The organism is Streptomyces sp. BF23-19 (genome assembly GCF_041106355.1).
GTDB classification, from domain to species: domain Bacteria; phylum Actinomycetota; class Actinomycetes; order Streptomycetales; family Streptomycetaceae; genus Streptomyces; species Streptomyces virginiae_A.
Genome location: NZ_JBGBPT010000003.1, coordinates 65,330 through 81,622, shown reverse-complemented (window position 1 = coordinate 81,622; position 16,293 = coordinate 65,330). Strand labels below are relative to the sequence as shown.

Below are 16,293 nucleotides of genomic sequence, written 5' to 3'. Positions count from 1 at the left end.
GTTTGTCACCAGGTCCGACGTCGGCGAAGATCACCGCATGACGACCGGAAAGGGCCATGCCGTCCAGGCCGTCTCAGGCGCTCCACTCCGCTCTCCACCGCTCGCGCGCCACCGGTCGCCGCTCACCGCAACGCCCGCTGTCCGCAACCACCCGCCCAGGAGAGCCCGCCCGTGCAGAGAACCGCCCTCGTCCCCTACGCCCGCCTACCCCGCGCGCACCACGACCGTCACGTCCTGACCAGTACCGTCGACGTCTTCGGCGCCGCCCACTGGCTGCTCGCCGAACAGGCTCCGGAGCGCGGCGATGTGGCGCCCTTCGACGCGCTCGTCGTCTCCGTCCACCCCTACGGCAACGTCGAACTCACCGAGCTGAGCGCCGTGCGGGCCCGGTGGCCGCACCTGGACCGGCTGCCCGACGGCGGGTTCGTCGTAGCCGCGTCCCGCGCCCGCCGATACGAGGACGCGGACCAGGTCCAGATCTTCGACGAACTCGGCCGCGAGACCACTTCCTTCTCCGTCGGGGACGCCATCGAGCACATGCTCGTGGACGAGACCGGCCACATCTGGGCCGGTCATTTCGACGAGAACCCGGCGGGAATCCGCCGCTGGAGCGCCACGGGCCACCTCCGCTGGATGTCCGATCACGCCCCCGATGCCGGATGGATCATGGACTGCTACGCCCTGAACGTGTCCGGCACCGTCGCCTGGGCCTGCCCGTACACCGACTTCCCGCTCCTGGAGATCCGCCCCGACCGGCCCGACCGGTTGGTGAAGGTACGGGCGAACACCGTGCGGGGCGCCAAGGCGGTGGCCGTCCACGGCGGTCGGGTCGCCTTCTACGGCGGCTACGGCGAAGAGCGGGACCGACTCGCCCACGGAGAGCTCACCGAGACCTCCGTCGATCCGACGGAGGTCGGCCTGCTCACCCTGCCCGGCGGCGCTCCCCCCGGCCGCCGGCGGGTCGTCGGCCGGGGAAGCAGGATCTACGTCCAGGCCGAACCGTTCACCGCATGGGACGTGTTCGACCTCGACGGGTGACACCTCGGAGACCCTCACAGCGTACGAGCGGACGCGTCCAACTCCGGCACCCGCAACCCGGGAGCACCGGGGCCGGACGGCCGGACGGCCGGACAAGGGCCATGCGGACGCAGGTGACGGTGAGGAAACACGCGTTGCTGCCACGGCCCAGGGCCGGCCCGTGAGATCTGCGGCCCTCTACTGGGACTCCTTTCGGAGCGAGTGCGGGCAGGCCGGGACCGAGCCCCTCCTGCCTGTCGCCCTATTCCAGGCCGATCCCGTCGCAAGCGGCCTTGAGGGCCTCGGTGCAGATCTCCTCGACGGTGTAGACGTTGTCGAGGACCAGGGTGCTCCTGATGTTGTCGCGGGTCACGGATACGCCGAGGATGAGGACTGAGGGGACTCGCTTGGTGGTGGGGCTGCTGACCACCTGGTTGATGATTCCGTCGATCTTCTCGCCCTGGGCGAGAAGGACGGCGATCTCGGCCGCGGCCTCTGCCTCGCGGGAGTAGGGCTTGTAGACGCTCATGAACTGCTCGCCCGCCACTATTCGCTGCACGGCGGGGAGTTCGGTGTCCTGACCGGTGACCGGCGGCAGGGGGGAGACTCCGGCGGCCTTGAGGGCGGAGATGATGCCGCCGGCCATGCCGTCGTTGGCGGAGTAGACGCCGGCGATCTTGTCCTTGCCGAGCGCGGAGATCGCCGCCGTCATGTTGGCGCTCGCGTTCTCCCGCTTCCACTCGGCGGTGTCGTACTCCTTGCCGATGTTCACCTTGCCGTCGAGGACCGCGCGGGCGCCGGTCTTGTAGCGGGCGGCGTTCGGGTCGGTGAGGGCGCCGTGCATCATGACTATCTTCCCGTTCCTGGCTCTGTCGCCCAGGGAATCCAGCAGGGTCTTGCCCTGGAGGCGGCCGATGTCCTCGTTGTCGAACGAGACGTACGCATCGACCGGGCCCTCGGCCAAGCGGTCGTAGGCGACGACCGGGATGCCCGCCGCCTTGGCCTTCGTCACCGCGCCGGCGATCGCCTTGGAGTCCACCGCGTCGACGACCAGGACATCGACCTTGCTCTCGATCATCGCGTCGGCCTGGGCGTTCTGCTTGGCCACGTCCCCCATCGCGTTGGCGTAGACCACCTTGCCCTTGCCGAGGGTCAGCAGGGCGACCTTCTTCTCCATCAGCGGCTTGTCGAACTTTTCGTACCGCGCGGTCTCGTTCTCGGGGAGCAGCAGGCCGATCCTGACACTGTTGCTACCGATTGCGTTGCCCTCCTCGGTGGTGCCGCAGGCGGCGAGGGTGGCAACGAGCGCCAGCATGGTCAGAGCAGTGGGGGTGCGCAGATACGGGTTCATGCGGTGGGACCTCCCTGACGTGGCCGTTTCGTACGGCCGAGGTGGCGCGGAACACCCTGCCCTTTCCGCTGAGCCGGAGGGTACCGCCCGCGGGAGCGTCGCCGGCAGCCGGGACCGAGCTCCCCCGAGCGTTCTCGCGAGGCGACAATGGCTTCGCCTCTGACGCACGGCACAAGCGGGGGTGCGCCGGCCGCAAGCGTGCGGGGCGCGAGGCCGGGAACCAGTCCTGGGTCAGTGACCCGCGCCGGGTCTGCGGCAGCAGGCTGCGGTGGCAGGCCGCGGTAGCCGTCGAACCTCGGTCATGCGCTGTTGGACTGTTCACTCGCATCCCCGCCGGCTGGTCCAGCCCAGTGGCCGCGGCTCCGGTGGCCAGGGGCGGTGGGGCGAGGAGGCTGCTGCGGCCCAGCTCTCTGGAATCCTGCGGATCATGACCTACTGGGATCCGATACCGGCCGTCCGCGCCTTGGTGGGCGAGCCCGATCCGCTGTGGCGGGGCGACCTTGTGAGGCACGACTGGTCCGGGCCCGCGCCCGACGGGTGGCAGCGGCGGGACTGGCGAAACGTCCCGGGCCCGTTCTACACGGCCGGCACCGACAACTGCCTCACGGGACGGCAGTGCGCGCCCCAGCATGTCGCGTACGAGGACGAGTACTGCACCGAGTTCGTCTACCGCCGGCCGGTCGCGACTTCCGGGGTGCACGAGTTGACCTGCGCCGCGGAGTGCGACCCCTTCGGGGGGGTACGGCGGGGATGGCGACCGGCACTGGACCCCGGAGCTGGTCCGGGACTGGTGGCGCGAGCGTGGCAGGGCCCGGGAGTGGGCCGCACTCGTGGGGTGGGGCGAGTGGGCCACGTCCGAGCGCGAGGGGTTCCGGGACGCCGCCGAAGGAGCACGGACGTACCTCGCCCACCTGGACCACGGCCTCCACGGGTACCTTCGCGACTACATGTTCTGGCTGGCCGAAGGCCGCCCGGCCGCCCCCGACGAACGCCTCCCGGAGCTCGACGCGTAGATGCGGATACCGAACCGCGCTCCACCGGTGGTCGCAACGCCACCCCGGGTGCCTGCCTTTCGCGTTCACGTCCGGGATGGGGACAGTGCTTTCACGAGGTCGTCGCGGGTCATGTGCGAGCAGCCGGGAATGTCGGCGGCGGCCATCTTGTAGAGGTCGTCCTTCGGCAGACCGCTCAGGTCTTCGTTGGTGGGCGCGCGGTCGGTCTTCGCCGAGGCTGCGACCACGACGTCTACCGCGACCAGGTCCGAGCCCGGCGATCCGGGGGGGTTCAGGTTTCCGCGACGGTGATCGCCGAGACCGGGCAGGCCCGGGCGGCCTCCCGTACGAGCGGGCTGCCGTGCCCGTCCTCGCGGCCCGGGAGCACCTCGCTGAGCCCGTCGTCGTCCTGGGTGAACACCTGGGGCGCGGTCAGCGCGCACTGGCCGGCGCCGATGCAGACGTCCTGGTCGACAGAGATCCGCATGCCGCTCACCAGGCCACGGGGAGTTCGAGCATGCCCTGGATGGTGTCCCCGGGCTTGAAGGGGATCTCGTCCGGGTCGGCCGCCAGGCGCAGGCCGGGCAGCCGCCGGAAGAGGGTGCCCAGGGCGATCTCCATCTCGGCGCGGGCCAGGTTCTGGCCCAGGCACTGGTGGATGCCGAAGCCGAAGGCCAGGTGGTGGCGGGTGGGCCGGTTCCAGTCGAGCGAGTCCGGCTCCCCGAAGACCGTCTCGTCGCGGTTGATGACGGAGGTGGAGAAGACCACCCCCTCGTCCGGGCGGATCGTCACGCCGCCGACCTCGATCTCCTCGGTGGCCACCCGCAGCATGCCGTCGGCGATCGAGAGGAACCGCATCAGCTCCTCCACCGCCTCCGACATCAGCGAGGGTTCGTCGCGCAGCTCGGAGAGCTGCTCGGGGTGGCGCAGAAGTGTGAAGGTGCCGAGGGAGATCATGTTCGCCGTGGTCTCGTGGCCCGCGATCAGCAGGATCACGGCCAGGTCGACCAGTTCCTCCACCGTGGTCTCGCCGGTGTCCAGCCGGGTGGCGATCAGCTCGTCCAGCAGCCCGTCGCCCGGATCGGTGCGCTTCTGCCGGATCAAGGTCTCCAGGTAGGTGTCCAACCGGCGGCGGGCGTCCTCGACATCGGCGGGCTCGGGGCCGCGCAGCAGCCGCCGCGACTGCCCCTCGAAGAACTCGTGGTCCGCGTACGGGACCCCCAGCAGGGAGCAGATCACCATGGACGGGACCGGCAGGGCGAAGGAGCTGACGAGTTCGGTCCGCGTGCCCCGCGCCACCATCCCGTCGATCAGCCGGTCCACGGTCTCCTGGATCTGTGGCCGCAGGGCCGCCATCCGCTTGACCGAGAAGCTCGGGATCAGCATCCGACGCTGCCGGTTGTGCTCGGGGTCGTCCACCCCGAGCAGCGCGGCGCGCCGGCCCTGGATGCCCTTGAAGCGGCGGGTGGGGGCGGGGAAGGCCTCCTTGGTGCGGTCGCTGGACAACCGCGCGTCGGAGAGCAGGGCGCGCGCCGCGGCGTGGCCGGTGACCACCCATACGGAGCGGCCGTCGAAGAGGGTGACCCTCGAGAGGGGCCGGCTTTCCCGCAGCGGCCCGTACGCGGCGGGCGGGTGGTAGGGGCAGGTGCGGTCCTGGGGGAAGGCGACGGCATCCGGCAGGGCATGGGACATGGCCTCGGTCATGGAAAACAACACCTCGCAAGCGATGGTTCCGTTCACGCCGGACTCCATTACATGCCCAAGGCACCTATCTCATCCATGCCAGTTTCGGCCAGTCCGCCCGGGTTCACCCGGGCGCGCGTTCCCGGGCCCGCAAGGGAGCGGGCCCACGGGTGGGCGTCCGGAAACATTCGGAACCAACCGGAACTGACCGGAACCGACCGAAACGGGCGTGGGCGCGGAGGACCGCCCGCCGGCTGCCGGCGGGCGAGGATGTCCGGGCCATGTCCGGCGGCCGGCTGTCCGTCGTCCACGTGGCCGACCTCGCCGCGCGGCGACCGCGCGTCCTCGACCTCCTGGAGTCCGGGAGTCCTGGACGTCGTACGCGTCAGGTGGCGACGCCTCGCCCCTCGGCCGCATCAAGGGTCAGCCGATGCGGACGGTGATCTTGGGGAGGGGTATGTCGGAAAGGTTCAACTGGAGCCCGGTCACGGTCAGGTAGGTCTGCGAGTCGGTCAAGGCGGAGGTGGTGGACGGCGCCTGGGTCTTCCCCCGCGTGCTCACCAGCAGGTACCAGCCCCCGCGCTTGTAACTGCGGGAGGCGTCGGGGCGGTCGCCGTTCGGGTTCAGCGTCCAGCCCTGGCGCTCCAGGTCGGCGCAGATCGCGTTCATCTCCGACTGCGCGGCGGCCTCCTCGCGGACGGCCGCCCAGCCCGTCCTGTTCGAGTTGGCGTCGGCCGCGACGGTCGGGCGACCCTGCGCCGGGTCGAGGCCGGCCGCGCCGACCGCGGTCCGGATCGCCTCGTCCACGGCGTCCCGATTGAGGGGCGGTGACGTGGACTCCGGTGTGGGCGCCGCCGTGGACGGGGACGGCGTGGGCGCGGCCAGGTGGATGTGCCCGTCGTCGTCCATCTGGAAGCGATCCGGCAGGACCACGACGGCCAGACTCGCGATCAAGGTCGCGGCCAGCCCGATCCACACCCTCTTCAACAGCTCGTTCAAAGCGAAACTCCCCCGAGTGATCATTCAGAGGGAGTCTCACACAGACCGCTCATGGATGCCGCCCCGTTTTCCCCTCGGATGCGGAGCCTGCGAAAGATGGCTGGACGTCGAAGAGAGCGATGGAAGGAGGTGGCGGGGCAAGGACTGCGCGAAGGCGGGCGAGTGTGGCCCGCCACTGCTTCCCGTCGCCCGGGTCGACCCAGTTCGAGGACGGCCCGTCCTCGTCGTCGGCGATGCGGGCGAGGGCCTCGTCAGCGAGCACCCGAAGCTCGGAAGGGAACACGGGCATCGGTGTCACCGGGCCGCAGGGCGTGTCGACGGGGTCGCCTCCCGGGCATTGCGCCGCGATCAGTGCGGCGGCGGCCACCGCCTCGTCCGCTTCCGTGAGGTAGCCCGTAGCGTCGATGGTCCGGATGAGAACGCCTCGGATCAGGGCTTGGCGTGCTGCGGGCTCGGCGTCGTCGTCCGGGCGGCCTTGAATTGGAGCCGCTCGGAGTCGGTGGGGGTCTGCGGCTGCCTCAGGACCGATCCGTGACGGTTTCGGGTGAGGGTGGCCCGGGCGGTCACCGGTCGTGGTGTGGGGCGCTTGTCGTGCAGGTAGGAGCGGACGCGCCGGTAGCTCCTGTTGGAGCCGAGCGACGCGATCTCCTCCCGTGGCTTCCACACGTTTGGTGCGGCCCTCGCTCCACCGGCCGTCCAGGCAGGGCTGGAAGTCGTCGAGGACGGAGGGCCGGTTCGGCCACCGGCCGGTGGCGGTGACTTCGTCCTGGCGGCCGCCGGCCGAGCCGGCCGCTCATCGTGTCCGGGCCGCCTGGCGCCGCACACGGTCTTCCCCAACCGGTGACGCCGTCCTAACGTCGTGTCATGAACAGCGTGCGGATCGACCGTTCGAACCCCGACGTGGTCGACGTGGTGCTTCGCGAGGAAGTCGGGCCGCTCGTGTTCGCCGCCAGGCGTTGGCCCGGGGAGGTAGTCGGGTCGCTCGCGGCCGGCGCTCTCTACGGCACCCCGGTCTATGCGGTCATGGCGGTGATCCTCGAGCAGGGGCCCGGCCGGATCTGGGCCGCGGTCGGGATCGCCGCCGCGGTGGGACTCGTCGTCAACACATTCGTGATCTTGTACGGGGCCTTCCGGGGCGTGACCCGGTTGCGGTTCTCGCCCGCGGCCGCCCCGAACACCATGACCCTTGTCCGGGGCCCCCGCACGGACCGGCCGAGGCCGCTCACCGACGTACAGCAGATCTGGATCGACCACTCCATCGTCGAGTCCTACAAGAGGGACCGGAAGCCGGTGTCCGCCAAGATCACCCTGTACGTGCTCCTGAAGAACAACCGCCTGATCCGGCCCATGCCTATCCTCCCGTGGACGACCGACACCACGCCCCTCCACCAGCAACTGCAACAGACACTCGCCCCCACCGCCGTTCAGGTGGACCTGGTCGTCCAACGCCGTGTGCAGTCGCCTCCGTGGATGGTCGTAGGCCACGGCGGCTCGACCGGCGGCGGAGGCTGACAAGAGCCTGCAGCTCAGCTGCCACACCCGGGCACGCATACGGCGGTCGGCATTCAGCAGGCCCACGCCGGACACCCGGGGCGCGGCGGGACGAGGGTGCGCACCGGTGCGATGAGTCGCGCACGAGGTGACGCATTCCCCCACCCGCGGGGAAACCGGCGGAATCCCCTCGAACTCCGGTGACTTCGCAGACAGGCACACTCTCAGCACCTCAGCACCTCAATGCCGCGGTCTCGCGGCCGGTCAACCGGGCCTGAAAGGACACCGACAGATCAACCCGAGGGCATTCCGCCCGTGAGGCAGCGGTCGTCTCCACCGCCGCACACGACCACGGACCCGCTCCCACCTGCGATCTGACGGCGTGGTCGCATGGCCGGGCAGTTGCGAACTTGTTGCCGGATTTGTGGGCTCCGCCACAGCCCTCGCTCCCACAACCCTGCTGGAGTCGGGCGATGGCCTACTTCCTCTTGCTTCTCGTGCCGGCCGGTCTGATCCTCCCGTTCGTCTTCGCGGGACGGGCCCTCGGTGTGACGGCCCGGGCCGGCGGCTTGCGGCGGGCCGACAGCCACGCCTGGCTGCGCACCGCCGGCTTCGTCCAGGCGGCGATCGCGTTGGGCGTGTACACCTGGGGACTGCTGCACGTCAGCGGCGCGGTCATGTCGGCCGAGGACGGTGGAACGGACTCGGTCCCCATCCGGCCGTGCCGTACGCAGGGCTGGGAGCAGCGGGCGGAGTCGATCTCCGGCTACCGGGTGGAGTACGTGCCGCTGCGGTTCGTGTGCGAGACCGACGATGTCGGTGACTACCCCGTATCCGTCCCCGGCTACGTCAACCCGGTCTTCTTCTTCCTCGGCCTCGGGGCCGCCGTCTGCTTCACCGTCGCAGCCGTGGATTCCGACAGCAGCCGCGAGCAGGACGACACACGGACCTAGTGCTGTGACCGGAAAGGTCCACCGGGTCACAGCACCAGGCGTTTCCTTCGGGTCACCTTCCGGCTCCGCGCGATGAGCATGTCGCCCGGTACGAGACGGCGGCCGGCCAACCGGCGCATCGTCGACAACGGGGCCTCCTGGGCGGTCCGGTCGGTTTCGCACCCCCGAACCGCCAGGAGGCCCGTCTTCATAGGTGCGCCACCAGGAGATCGCCGGAAGCCGTCGGTCACCGGGGCCGGCGGCAGGAGCGGTACGGCTGTGGGCCGGTAGGTCAAGAACCGGCGACGTGCCCGCGGCGTTGCAGGATCCGCCGGTGTACGGGCGGTGTCAGGCCGGCGCCCAGGATGAATCCGAGCGCGACGCTCTGGCTCGAGAACGAAATCATCCCGACAACTGCGCACAGAACGATGCCGGTCACGATCAGACCCGTGACCTTGACACGCGGGGCCAGCTGGTTCAGCCATCTCACGGTCGAGAGAGCCGTGAGATACACGGTGGAGCCGAAGGCGGCCGCCGCCAGAGTGGTTAAAGCATTCATTCCGCAACCTTTCAGAATCGGAAGCCGAGATGTGCCTCTCCGGCCGCCTGGGGCAGTCGCACTCCCCTTTTCGGGATCACTGGGCTGCCGGTCCGTTCACCTGCAGTATCCGTCACCGCCACTGCCGCTGTAATAGCCGCTTCCGGCCACGGCCGACCCCGGTCGGCAGGGAATCGGGCGGGACCACCGCGGTTTCCCCGTTCCCCAACGGCCTGCCGGCCGCACCGCCTACGTGCCTCTCCGCTACGAGTTCCGGGAGCAGGCCCACCCCGCCGGAACTCGGGCAGCCGCGCTACCCCGCAGTTCGGCGCCGCCGCCTGCGGCATGGCCTCGTACTCAGGGACGACCGAGTAGCAGCGCCCATACGCAGGCCACGATGTCAGGCCTACGGTGAACACCGTGAAGACCATGAGCACCGACCAGCTGTCCTGCGATCTCGACCTCGCGCCACATGGCTCCGAGACGGGCATGACAGCCCTGGCACTGGGGTCCGGCGCGTTCCTGGCTCTCGTCGCCCTTCCGGTGCTGCCTTACCTCGTCCTCCTCGCTCTGCCCCTCGGCGTCGCCGCGATCACCTCAGGTGTCCGCGCGCTGCGCCGCGGCGTCGCGGCGACGTCCGCGCGGTTCGCTTCGGTCACCGGCATCACGCTCGGCTCCCTGGGAGTGCTGGGCTGGGCGGGCCTGATGGCCCTGTGGTATCTGGCGGAGCGAGCCATCAGCCACTGATCGAACGGGGGTGCGGTGGCATCCCAGGGCATCGCGCTGTGAGCCGGCCCGCGGGACGCCTTCCCTGGAGCGGGTGGGTCCGGTAGACCTCGCCTCATGATGATCAGAAGCGTGCGGCCGCCGTCATGGTCCTGGCCGCACTCCCCCTGCTCCACCACGTCCGCGCCGACGACTCCACCGGGTACGACTACGCAACCCGCTGGAGAAGATCGCCGGGGCGGCGTTCCCCACGTCGTCCACCGACCGGGACGCACAGCGCCTGTGCGAGGAGGATTCGCGTCGGTCCTGGTCAACGGGGGCGGGGTGCCCTTCGGTCGGTCGGGGCGCTCGTTGCGCTGAACGGATGCAGTCGTCGCGCAGCAGGGCATCCGCGGGGATCACGGCGGTCCCATCGCGCGTTGAACCGTACGAGGGTGAGCCGCAGGCCGGCGTACCGTACCGCTGGCCCATGTGATGAGGAGGATCCGATGCACGCTGCCGAGGAGAATCGGCAGGAGCTGGACTCGGTCAGCGTCCTGAACGCGAAGAGGACTCTGCTCCAGCTGCTCGGCCGGGCGGGGGTCTTCGCCGACGACGCGGAGGGCCTGATCGCCCTGGTCGAGGCGGGCGCCTTGGCCGGCGCGTGCGAGGAGCTCGGCGCGCCCGGCGGGTCCGTGCCGGGGGACAAGGGCGAGCCGTACGAGTCGGGCTGGCTGGACGGTGCCCGTGCCGTCGCGGACGAGCTCGGCGGGATCGCCGAACGGGCGCTGCGGCAGGCCGTCGACCCCGACGGACCGGGCGCCGCTTCGGCCGCCCGGTCGCCGGTCGGGCGGATCGAGGTGGAGCAGGCGAAGGCTGCCGTCACCCCGCTCCACCTCGCCTTCACCGCCGTCTCCGACCTCGACCCCGAGGTCACCGAGGAGGTACTGCGTGCCGTCCTCGGCACGATGACCCCCTGGCAGCGGGCCCGGTACGCCGGCCGGCTGGCGGACTTCGCCGCAGCGCACCGGGCCCGCCTGGAGCGGTTGTACGTGGAGTACGGGCCCGGCAGTGCGACCGCCGTCCACAGCCGCTACTCGCTGCTGCACTCGGCCACCGGCGTCGCCGTGCTGGAGCGGCTCGCCACGCGGCCGGCCGCGCTGCGGGAGGAGTGGGAGGCCGCCGAGCTGCCACCCGCCTGGTTGGACGGTCCGATGAGGGCCTGGGACGCGGTGGGCTGACCCGTGGCGCCGGCCTCGGCGCCGGCTGGGGGCCAACGGGGGCCGGCCGGGTCTATCCGGCCGCGCGCAGTCGGGTCGCGGCCGTCTCCGCCTCCCGTACGACGCGCTCCGTGTCGACGCCGACGAGCCGGCCGTCGAACTTCAGCGGCCGTCCGTCGACGAACACGGCCTCGACGTTCTCGGGCCGCCCGTTGAAGACGGTCTGGCCGACCCAGTCGAAGCGCGGCGCGAAGTTCAGGGCGGCCGGGTCGACGACCACGACGTCGGCCCGTTTTCCGGGGGTCAGGGAGCCCGTCCGGTCGCCGATCCCCAGGGCTTCGGCGCCGCCGAGGGTGGCCATTCGTAGGACGTCGTGGACCTGCGGGAAGATCGCGGCCTGCGTCGCGCGGGCGCGCTGCAGGCCGATGGCCGTCTTCATCAGCGCGTGGAAGTCCGAGCTGTCGTTGGTGCCGCCGTCCAGGCCGAGGCCGACCTTGACGCCCCGCCGCCCGAATTCGGCCAGCCGCATGATGCCGGAGGCCAGCCGCATGTTGCTGAGCGGGCAGTGGGCCGCACGCACGTCGTGCGCGGCGACGGCGGCGATCTCGTCGTCGGTCAGGTGGATCGCGTGGTTGATCAGGAGTCGTGGACCGAGGGCGCCGATGTCGGTGAGGACTCCGATGGGGTCGTCGGCGCGCTGCTCGGGGCGTTCGAGGACGTGGGAGTTGAGCATGACCCCGAGGTCCTGGGCGGCTTCCCAGTGGGCGTGGTTGATGTGTTGGACGGCTCGCGCCGCGTGGGTGGCGACCTGGAAGTCGGCGAGCGGAACGGGATCGACGAGTTCCTTCTTCACCTTGGCGACCAGCGTCGGGTCGGTCTCGGAGGGGAACATCGCATAGGTGAACCGCACTCCGGTCGCGGCCAGGGCCCGTACGTAGCTCTCGATGAGGTCGTAGGAGAAGATGTCCACCCAGTCCACGAGGGTGGTCACCCCCGACTGGACGGCGTCGAGGGCGGCGAGGCGTACGAAGCTGTGCAGGGCCTCGGGGGTGAGTCGGCCCCGCTGGGGGTCGGTACATCGTGTGAACCAGCCGAACAGGTCCCCGTCGGTACAGCCCCCGCGGATCACGGCCTGCCAGAGGTGGGTGTGGGTGTCGACGAACCCCGGCATGACCAGCTTGCCGGAAGCGTCCACGATCCGGGTGCCGGGCGGGGGCCGCAGGCCCGTGCCGACGGCGGCGATGGTGCCGCCCCGCATCAGGACATCGGCGTTGTCGAGGGCGCCGAGGGGGCCGCTGCCGAGGGCCGGATCCATGGTGAGGACGAGGGAGGCGCCGCGCAGCAGGACCGTCGGGCCGACCGGGGCGGGTGGGCGAGCGGGGCGGTCGGTGATGCCGAGGACGAGCGGGGTGGCGGCGGCCAGGCCGAGGCCGGTGAGGATGTCGCGGCGGCTGTGGGGCGGCCGGGCCGGCGAAGGTGTGGGGGACGACTGCATGGCGTAGTACCTCCCGAGGGCTCAGAACGGAAGGCCCGCCCGGCGATGCCATGTGAGGGGGCGTCGGAGAGGGCGGGAGAACACACGCAGCATTCCCGGCGAACTGTCATTCGATAGGCGTTTCGCGGAAAACTTTTTCCGTTCCGGTCGCCCATCGGCCATGCATCGTCCATCCGACTCCCACCCCTTGCGGCGTCCGACAGCGGGAAGTGGCACTCCGTCAGGTATCGGGCGGTCGCTCTTGCGGCCGACCGCGGCCCCCGGGGGGCAGAACGCAAATCCGTTGTGCGAGCCCCGGCCCACCGCCTAGGTTCACACCACGACCGCGACGTGTAGCTCAGCAGCAGAGCGCCGGGCTTCCTACCCGGAGGGCGCAGGGGCGGAACCTGCCACGTCGGCCATGAACGCACACGCTGACCAGCAGCTCCCGAACCGGTCCGCTTCGAAGGCCACGGCCGAGCCCGTGCCCGAGGCCGCACCGGTGTCCCTGTCCCCCTCCTACGCCGAGAGCCGGCTGGCCCAGGCCCTGCGGACCTCAGTCCTCCACGAGGACACCGCCACCCGCGAGCGCGCCCGCTCCCGGGCCCGGCAGTGGCGCCAGGTCCTGTCCGGCATCGGCTCGGGTTCCCTGACCATCGGATCGCGCACCCCGGTGGCGGCCCTGCCCGCCTGGGTGACCCCGGACGTGGTCACCGGCGGCTTCGCCACCGGCTCCGCGCCGGCCGGCGGACCGCTGCTGCCGTACGAGGAAGAGGCCGCCCGGCTGGCCGGCGTACCGGCGACCCGGTCGGAGCTCTTCGCCCACTTCCTCACCGAGGACGGCCTGGCCCGCCTGTGGTCCCTGCTGGACAGCGGGCACTACGAGGTCCATGTGCCGGAGGAGGCCGCACTGGCCACCGTGGCCTGGCTGGTCCGCGCCGGGGACTTCGACGCCGCCGCCGAACTCGTCACCGTACTGCGGCCGTTCGCCGACCGGCTGCGCTTCCTGCCGCGCCCCACCGACCGGCCGCGGCCCGCAGCGGGCGCCGTGCACCGCCGGACCGTCGGTGCCGCCGCGGCCGCGCTCGCCCGGCGCCGGCCCAACGCGGCCGTGGAGACCCAGCGGGAGGCCCTCACCGTCTGGGCGCCCTTCGAGGACGACCTGCTCGCCCACCGGCTGGAGTCCGCCTCGGGCACGTCCGGCCCACACTGGCACGCCGAAGGCGCCGCTCTGCTGTCTCGCTACGGATCCCTCGCCGCGGAGCACACCCGCTGCACCAAGCACCTGAACCCGAAGTCGAACGCCGCCATCCTGCTCAGGGCCCTGGAAGAGGAGCTCGCGGGCCGCGCCTTGGCACCCCGGCTCGCCGGACTGCTGCGCGTGGCCGTCACCTCGATGGTCGCCAAGCGCGGCGCACCCGGCTCTCCCCGGCATACCCGCCTGCGTCGTGTCCAGGCCGATCAGGCGGCGCTGCCCTCGCACCACGCGCTGGCCGCGCTGGTGCTGCGCCGTATCTCCCGGCTCGACCCGGCCGGTGGGACGGCCGACGTGGACACACCGCTGGCCCCGGTGGACGAGAGGGAGTCCGTGGAGACCGGCCTGCCCGTGGGCGCGGCCGTGCCCACGGCGATCGGGAACTGCGTCCGCGCCGCGCTCAGCGCCCCACCTGAGGAGCTGGTGGCGCGCGGCGTGGTGCCGTCCGCCGAGGTGCTCGCGGAGCTCGTGCCGCAGCTCGTCGCCACCGTCACCGCCGATCAGTACGCCGACGAGCCGCTGCGCAACCTGATGGCGGGCACCTACTGCGCCTTCCGCAACCGCCGGTCCCTGCTGCTGCTGAACCTCCAGCACCAGGTGCGGATCGAGGAACTCCCGTGGCTGCGGGCGGTCTCCGCGCACCGCAACGCCGCCGCGGGCGCCCAGGAACAGGCCGAGGAGGCGCTGCGCCGGCTCGGCGAGCTGGCGGTGTCCGCCTTCCCGGCGACCGTGCTGCCCAATCCGCTGGTGCGGGAGCTGTCGCACCTGGGCCGACAGGCCGAACTGGGCACGCCGTTCGTGGAGGAGCTCGCCGCCGACATCTTCATGGGGACCTTCACCCCGAAGTTCCTCGTGGCCGCACGGATCGCCGCCGACCTTCTCGAAGGGAGCCTGTACGAGCGGTACTACGACATCGACTTCGCGCGGCTGCGCCGGATGGCGGTCACGCAGGCCGTCGACAGCGCGCAGCGCGGTCGACCGGCCCGCAGCGCCGAGGAGTTCGCGAGGCTGTGCGCCGAGCGAGCCGGGACCGGCGGGCCGGGCCGGTGGCCGGCCGTGAACGGCAAGGTGATCGAGCAGGCCCAGATCCTGACGACCCACAACCTGGCCACCCTGGCCGCCCGGGTGAGGATCGCCCCGGCGGCGGGCTGGGCGGCACTGGCTCGGGACTGCTTCGACGTCGTGTGCCGCCTGGTGAACCGTATGGCGGGCAGGCCGACCCTCTCCACCATCAAGGACACCGCCTACGCGTGGCGGCAGATGCTGTTCCACCTCTCCCTGTGCCAGGACGCGGAGCGGGTGGCCGTGCTGGAGTGGATCGAGGCGGACATCGTGCGCCGGCCGCCGCTCGTCCAGGCCCGGCTGGCGCCGGCCCTCGCCGGATTGCGGCTGGTGGCGGCGGGCGGCTCCTTCGGAGCGGACGGGACGGGCGAACGCGGCCGGGCCCGTCGGCTGCTCGGATGGAGCACAGACGAGCACTGGATGCGCGCCGACCAGGTACGGAAGTAGCCCCCCTCGCATCGCGTGCCCATGCGGTCGGCTCGTTGCCCGCGTCGGGAGGTCCTGCGCGCGGTGTGCGCGGGTGGATGGCGCGGCCCGGCGTCGTACCGACCGGACCGCGCACCTGTCCGTCTTCCGATTCCGCCCTCACGCCCTCAGCCCTCCCCGGGCTGTTCGCGGGCCCGACCGTCGGGCGTGCATCCATCCGCCGCTCCCGCGGGGAAGCAAGACGTCTGCGGTACATCGATGCGGCCTCACGGGGCCGGTAAGGGGTCGACTGTGGCGATCACCGTCCGAAGGGACATCCTCGTCGGGCTTCCTCTCGAAGATCTGGTCGCCTACCTGGAGGACTTCTCCCGAACCGAGGAATGGGACCCCGGCACCGTGCGGTGCATGCGGGTCGGTACAGGGCCGGTACACGTGGGAACCATGTGGCGGAACACTTCGCGCTTCCGTGGCCGCACCAGCGACCTGCTCTACCGGCTCGTCTCCGCGGAGCCGGATCGGCTGTTGTTCGTCGGTGAGAACAGGACCGTCACGGCCACCGATGACCTGAGGTTCCGGGCCCGCTCGGCCACGACCACGCTCCTGACCTACACGGCGTCCTTGCGGTTCAAGGGATGGGCTCGCCTGGCCACGCCCTTCCTGCGCCCCGAATTCGACAGGCTGGCCGACGCCGTGGCCGACAGGTTGCCTTCCGCGGCCACCGTCCACCGCGGTTAGCGCGGCTGCCACCGCGCCTGCCCCGATCCACCGTGGCCCGACCGGACGAGGAAGACCTCGTCGATGAAGCACCAGGCCCAGTCCTCGTCGGACGCCAGGGAGAGGACGACCGGGTGTCCGCTGCGCACATGATGGTCGTGGGCGTGCAGGCCCCGCGAGCTGTCGCAGCATCCGACGTGGCCACACGTCACGCACCGGCGCAGCCGCACCCAGCTCCAGCCGCGCGACAGACAGTCCGCGCAGCCGACCGGCGGGGCCGGCAGCGACGGCTCGGACACCTGCAGGAGCTCGATGTGTGCGCAGGACCGGCCCTGCGGTCGACCGCCGTCAGGCCCGACCCGCCAGCCGGGGCCATCTGCCATCGCCACCACTCCTCACCCGCACCGGGACCGTGTCCGGCGCGGCTCCGGACG

General features: G+C 71.3%; 18 protein-coding genes and 1 tRNA gene. 9 read left to right on the top strand and 10 right to left on the bottom strand.

The window, feature by feature from the left end; translation table 11 throughout:
- Positions 1 to 171 precede the first annotated feature (171 nt).
- A complete protein-coding gene (locus AB8A24_RS02725) occupies positions 172 to 1,038 on the top strand; it encodes a hypothetical protein (protein WP_328959974.1) in 867 nt (288 codons plus the stop codon).
- A 241-nt stretch (positions 1,039 to 1,279) separates the two neighbouring features.
- On the opposite strand, the gene AB8A24_RS02720 is transcribed toward AB8A24_RS02725, so the two are convergent.
- The gene (locus AB8A24_RS02720) at positions 1,280 to 2,368 is read right to left on the bottom strand and encodes a substrate-binding domain-containing protein (RefSeq protein WP_328959975.1); all 1,089 of its coding nucleotides are present in this window, start codon (positions 2,366 to 2,368) and stop codon (positions 1,280 to 1,282) included.
- Between the two features lie 830 nt (positions 2,369 to 3,198).
- On the opposite strand from AB8A24_RS02720, the gene AB8A24_RS02715 reads away from it, so the two are divergent.
- Positions 3,199 to 3,381, top strand: coding sequence for a hypothetical protein (locus AB8A24_RS02715; protein ID WP_369474499.1), 183 nt, complete (start codon positions 3,199 to 3,201; stop codon positions 3,379 to 3,381).
- 65 nt (positions 3,382 to 3,446) lie between these two features.
- On the opposite strand, the gene AB8A24_RS02710 is transcribed toward AB8A24_RS02715, so the two are convergent.
- From AB8A24_RS02710 to AB8A24_RS02685, 6 genes are all read right to left on the bottom strand, one after another.
- Entirely contained in the window at positions 3,447 to 3,608 is a 162-nt protein-coding gene (locus AB8A24_RS02710; RefSeq protein ID WP_369474497.1) for a hypothetical protein, read from the bottom strand.
- Positions 3,609 to 3,652: 44 nt separating this feature from the next.
- Positions 3,653 to 3,847, bottom strand: coding sequence for a ferredoxin (locus tag AB8A24_RS02705; protein WP_328959978.1), 195 nt, complete (start codon positions 3,845 to 3,847; stop codon positions 3,653 to 3,655).
- Between the two features lie 5 nt (positions 3,848 to 3,852).
- On the bottom strand, positions 3,853 to 5,064 hold the full coding sequence (locus tag AB8A24_RS02700; protein WP_328959979.1) for a cytochrome P450: 1,212 nt from the start codon (positions 5,062 to 5,064) through the stop codon (positions 3,853 to 3,855).
- 402 nt (positions 5,065 to 5,466) lie between these two features.
- Positions 5,467 to 6,042, bottom strand: a complete 576-nt coding sequence (locus tag AB8A24_RS02695; RefSeq protein ID WP_369474495.1) for a hypothetical protein — start codon at positions 6,040 to 6,042, stop codon at positions 5,467 to 5,469.
- A 49-nt stretch (positions 6,043 to 6,091) separates the two neighbouring features.
- On the bottom strand, positions 6,092 to 6,523 hold the full coding sequence (locus AB8A24_RS02690) for a DUF4259 domain-containing protein (protein WP_328965762.1): 432 nt from the start codon (positions 6,521 to 6,523) through the stop codon (positions 6,092 to 6,094).
- Complete coding sequence (locus AB8A24_RS02685; protein WP_369474629.1) at positions 6,472 to 6,708, bottom strand: hypothetical protein; 237 nt, start codon at positions 6,706 to 6,708, stop codon at positions 6,472 to 6,474. Before AB8A24_RS02685 ends, AB8A24_RS02690 begins: the two co-directional genes overlap by 52 nt.
- 198 nt (positions 6,709 to 6,906) lie before the next feature.
- Here AB8A24_RS02685 and AB8A24_RS02680 point away from each other — a divergent pair, with 198 nt between their 5' ends.
- Both AB8A24_RS02680 and AB8A24_RS02675 read left to right on the top strand, forming a co-directional pair.
- Positions 6,907 to 7,554, top strand: coding sequence for a hypothetical protein (locus AB8A24_RS02680; protein ID WP_328959981.1), 648 nt, complete (start codon positions 6,907 to 6,909; stop codon positions 7,552 to 7,554).
- Positions 7,555 to 8,006: 452 nt separating this feature from the next.
- Positions 8,007 to 8,486 carry a hypothetical protein gene (locus tag AB8A24_RS02675; RefSeq protein WP_266479802.1) on the top strand — a complete coding sequence of 160 codons (480 nt, stop codon included), beginning with the start codon at positions 8,007 to 8,009 and terminating at the stop codon, positions 8,484 to 8,486.
- A 271-nt stretch (positions 8,487 to 8,757) separates the two neighbouring features.
- Here AB8A24_RS02675 and AB8A24_RS02670 read toward each other — a convergent pair whose 3' ends face one another.
- Complete coding sequence (locus tag AB8A24_RS02670) at positions 8,758 to 8,955, bottom strand: hypothetical protein (RefSeq protein ID WP_369474492.1); 198 nt, start codon at positions 8,953 to 8,955, stop codon at positions 8,758 to 8,760.
- A gap of 477 nt (positions 8,956 to 9,432) precedes the next feature.
- Between AB8A24_RS02670 and AB8A24_RS02665 the strand changes: the two genes are divergently transcribed.
- Both AB8A24_RS02665 and AB8A24_RS02660 read left to right on the top strand, forming a co-directional pair.
- Entirely contained in the window at positions 9,433 to 9,750 is a 318-nt protein-coding gene (locus AB8A24_RS02665; protein ID WP_328959984.1) for a hypothetical protein, read from the top strand.
- 467 nt (positions 9,751 to 10,217) lie between these two features.
- A complete protein-coding gene (locus tag AB8A24_RS02660) occupies positions 10,218 to 10,949 on the top strand; it encodes a hypothetical protein (RefSeq protein ID WP_369474490.1) in 732 nt (243 codons plus the stop codon).
- Positions 10,950 to 11,001: 52 nt separating this feature from the next.
- On the opposite strand, the gene AB8A24_RS02655 is transcribed toward AB8A24_RS02660, so the two are convergent.
- Positions 11,002 to 12,423, bottom strand: a complete 1,422-nt coding sequence (locus tag AB8A24_RS02655; protein ID WP_328959986.1) for an amidohydrolase family protein — start codon at positions 12,421 to 12,423, stop codon at positions 11,002 to 11,004.
- A 326-nt stretch (positions 12,424 to 12,749) separates the two neighbouring features.
- On the opposite strand from AB8A24_RS02655, the gene AB8A24_RS02650 reads away from it, so the two are divergent.
- From AB8A24_RS02650 to AB8A24_RS02640, 3 genes are all read left to right on the top strand, one after another.
- A tRNA-Gly gene (locus tag AB8A24_RS02650) sits at positions 12,750 to 12,824 on the top strand.
- Positions 12,824 to 15,166 (top strand): hypothetical protein, encoded by a 2,343-nt coding sequence (locus tag AB8A24_RS02645; protein WP_328959987.1) that lies wholly within the window; start codon positions 12,824 to 12,826, stop codon positions 15,164 to 15,166. Before AB8A24_RS02650 ends, AB8A24_RS02645 begins: the two co-directional genes overlap by 1 nt.
- 270 nt (positions 15,167 to 15,436) lie before the next feature.
- Positions 15,437 to 15,880, top strand: a complete 444-nt coding sequence (locus AB8A24_RS02640) for an SRPBCC family protein (RefSeq protein ID WP_328959988.1) — start codon at positions 15,437 to 15,439, stop codon at positions 15,878 to 15,880.
- Here AB8A24_RS02640 and AB8A24_RS02635 read toward each other — a convergent pair.
- Entirely contained in the window at positions 15,877 to 16,242 is a 366-nt protein-coding gene (locus AB8A24_RS02635) for a UBP-type zinc finger domain-containing protein (protein WP_328959989.1), read from the bottom strand. The two genes, AB8A24_RS02640 and AB8A24_RS02635, sit on opposite strands and share 4 nt — an antisense overlap.
- Positions 16,243 to 16,293 lie beyond the last annotated feature (51 nt).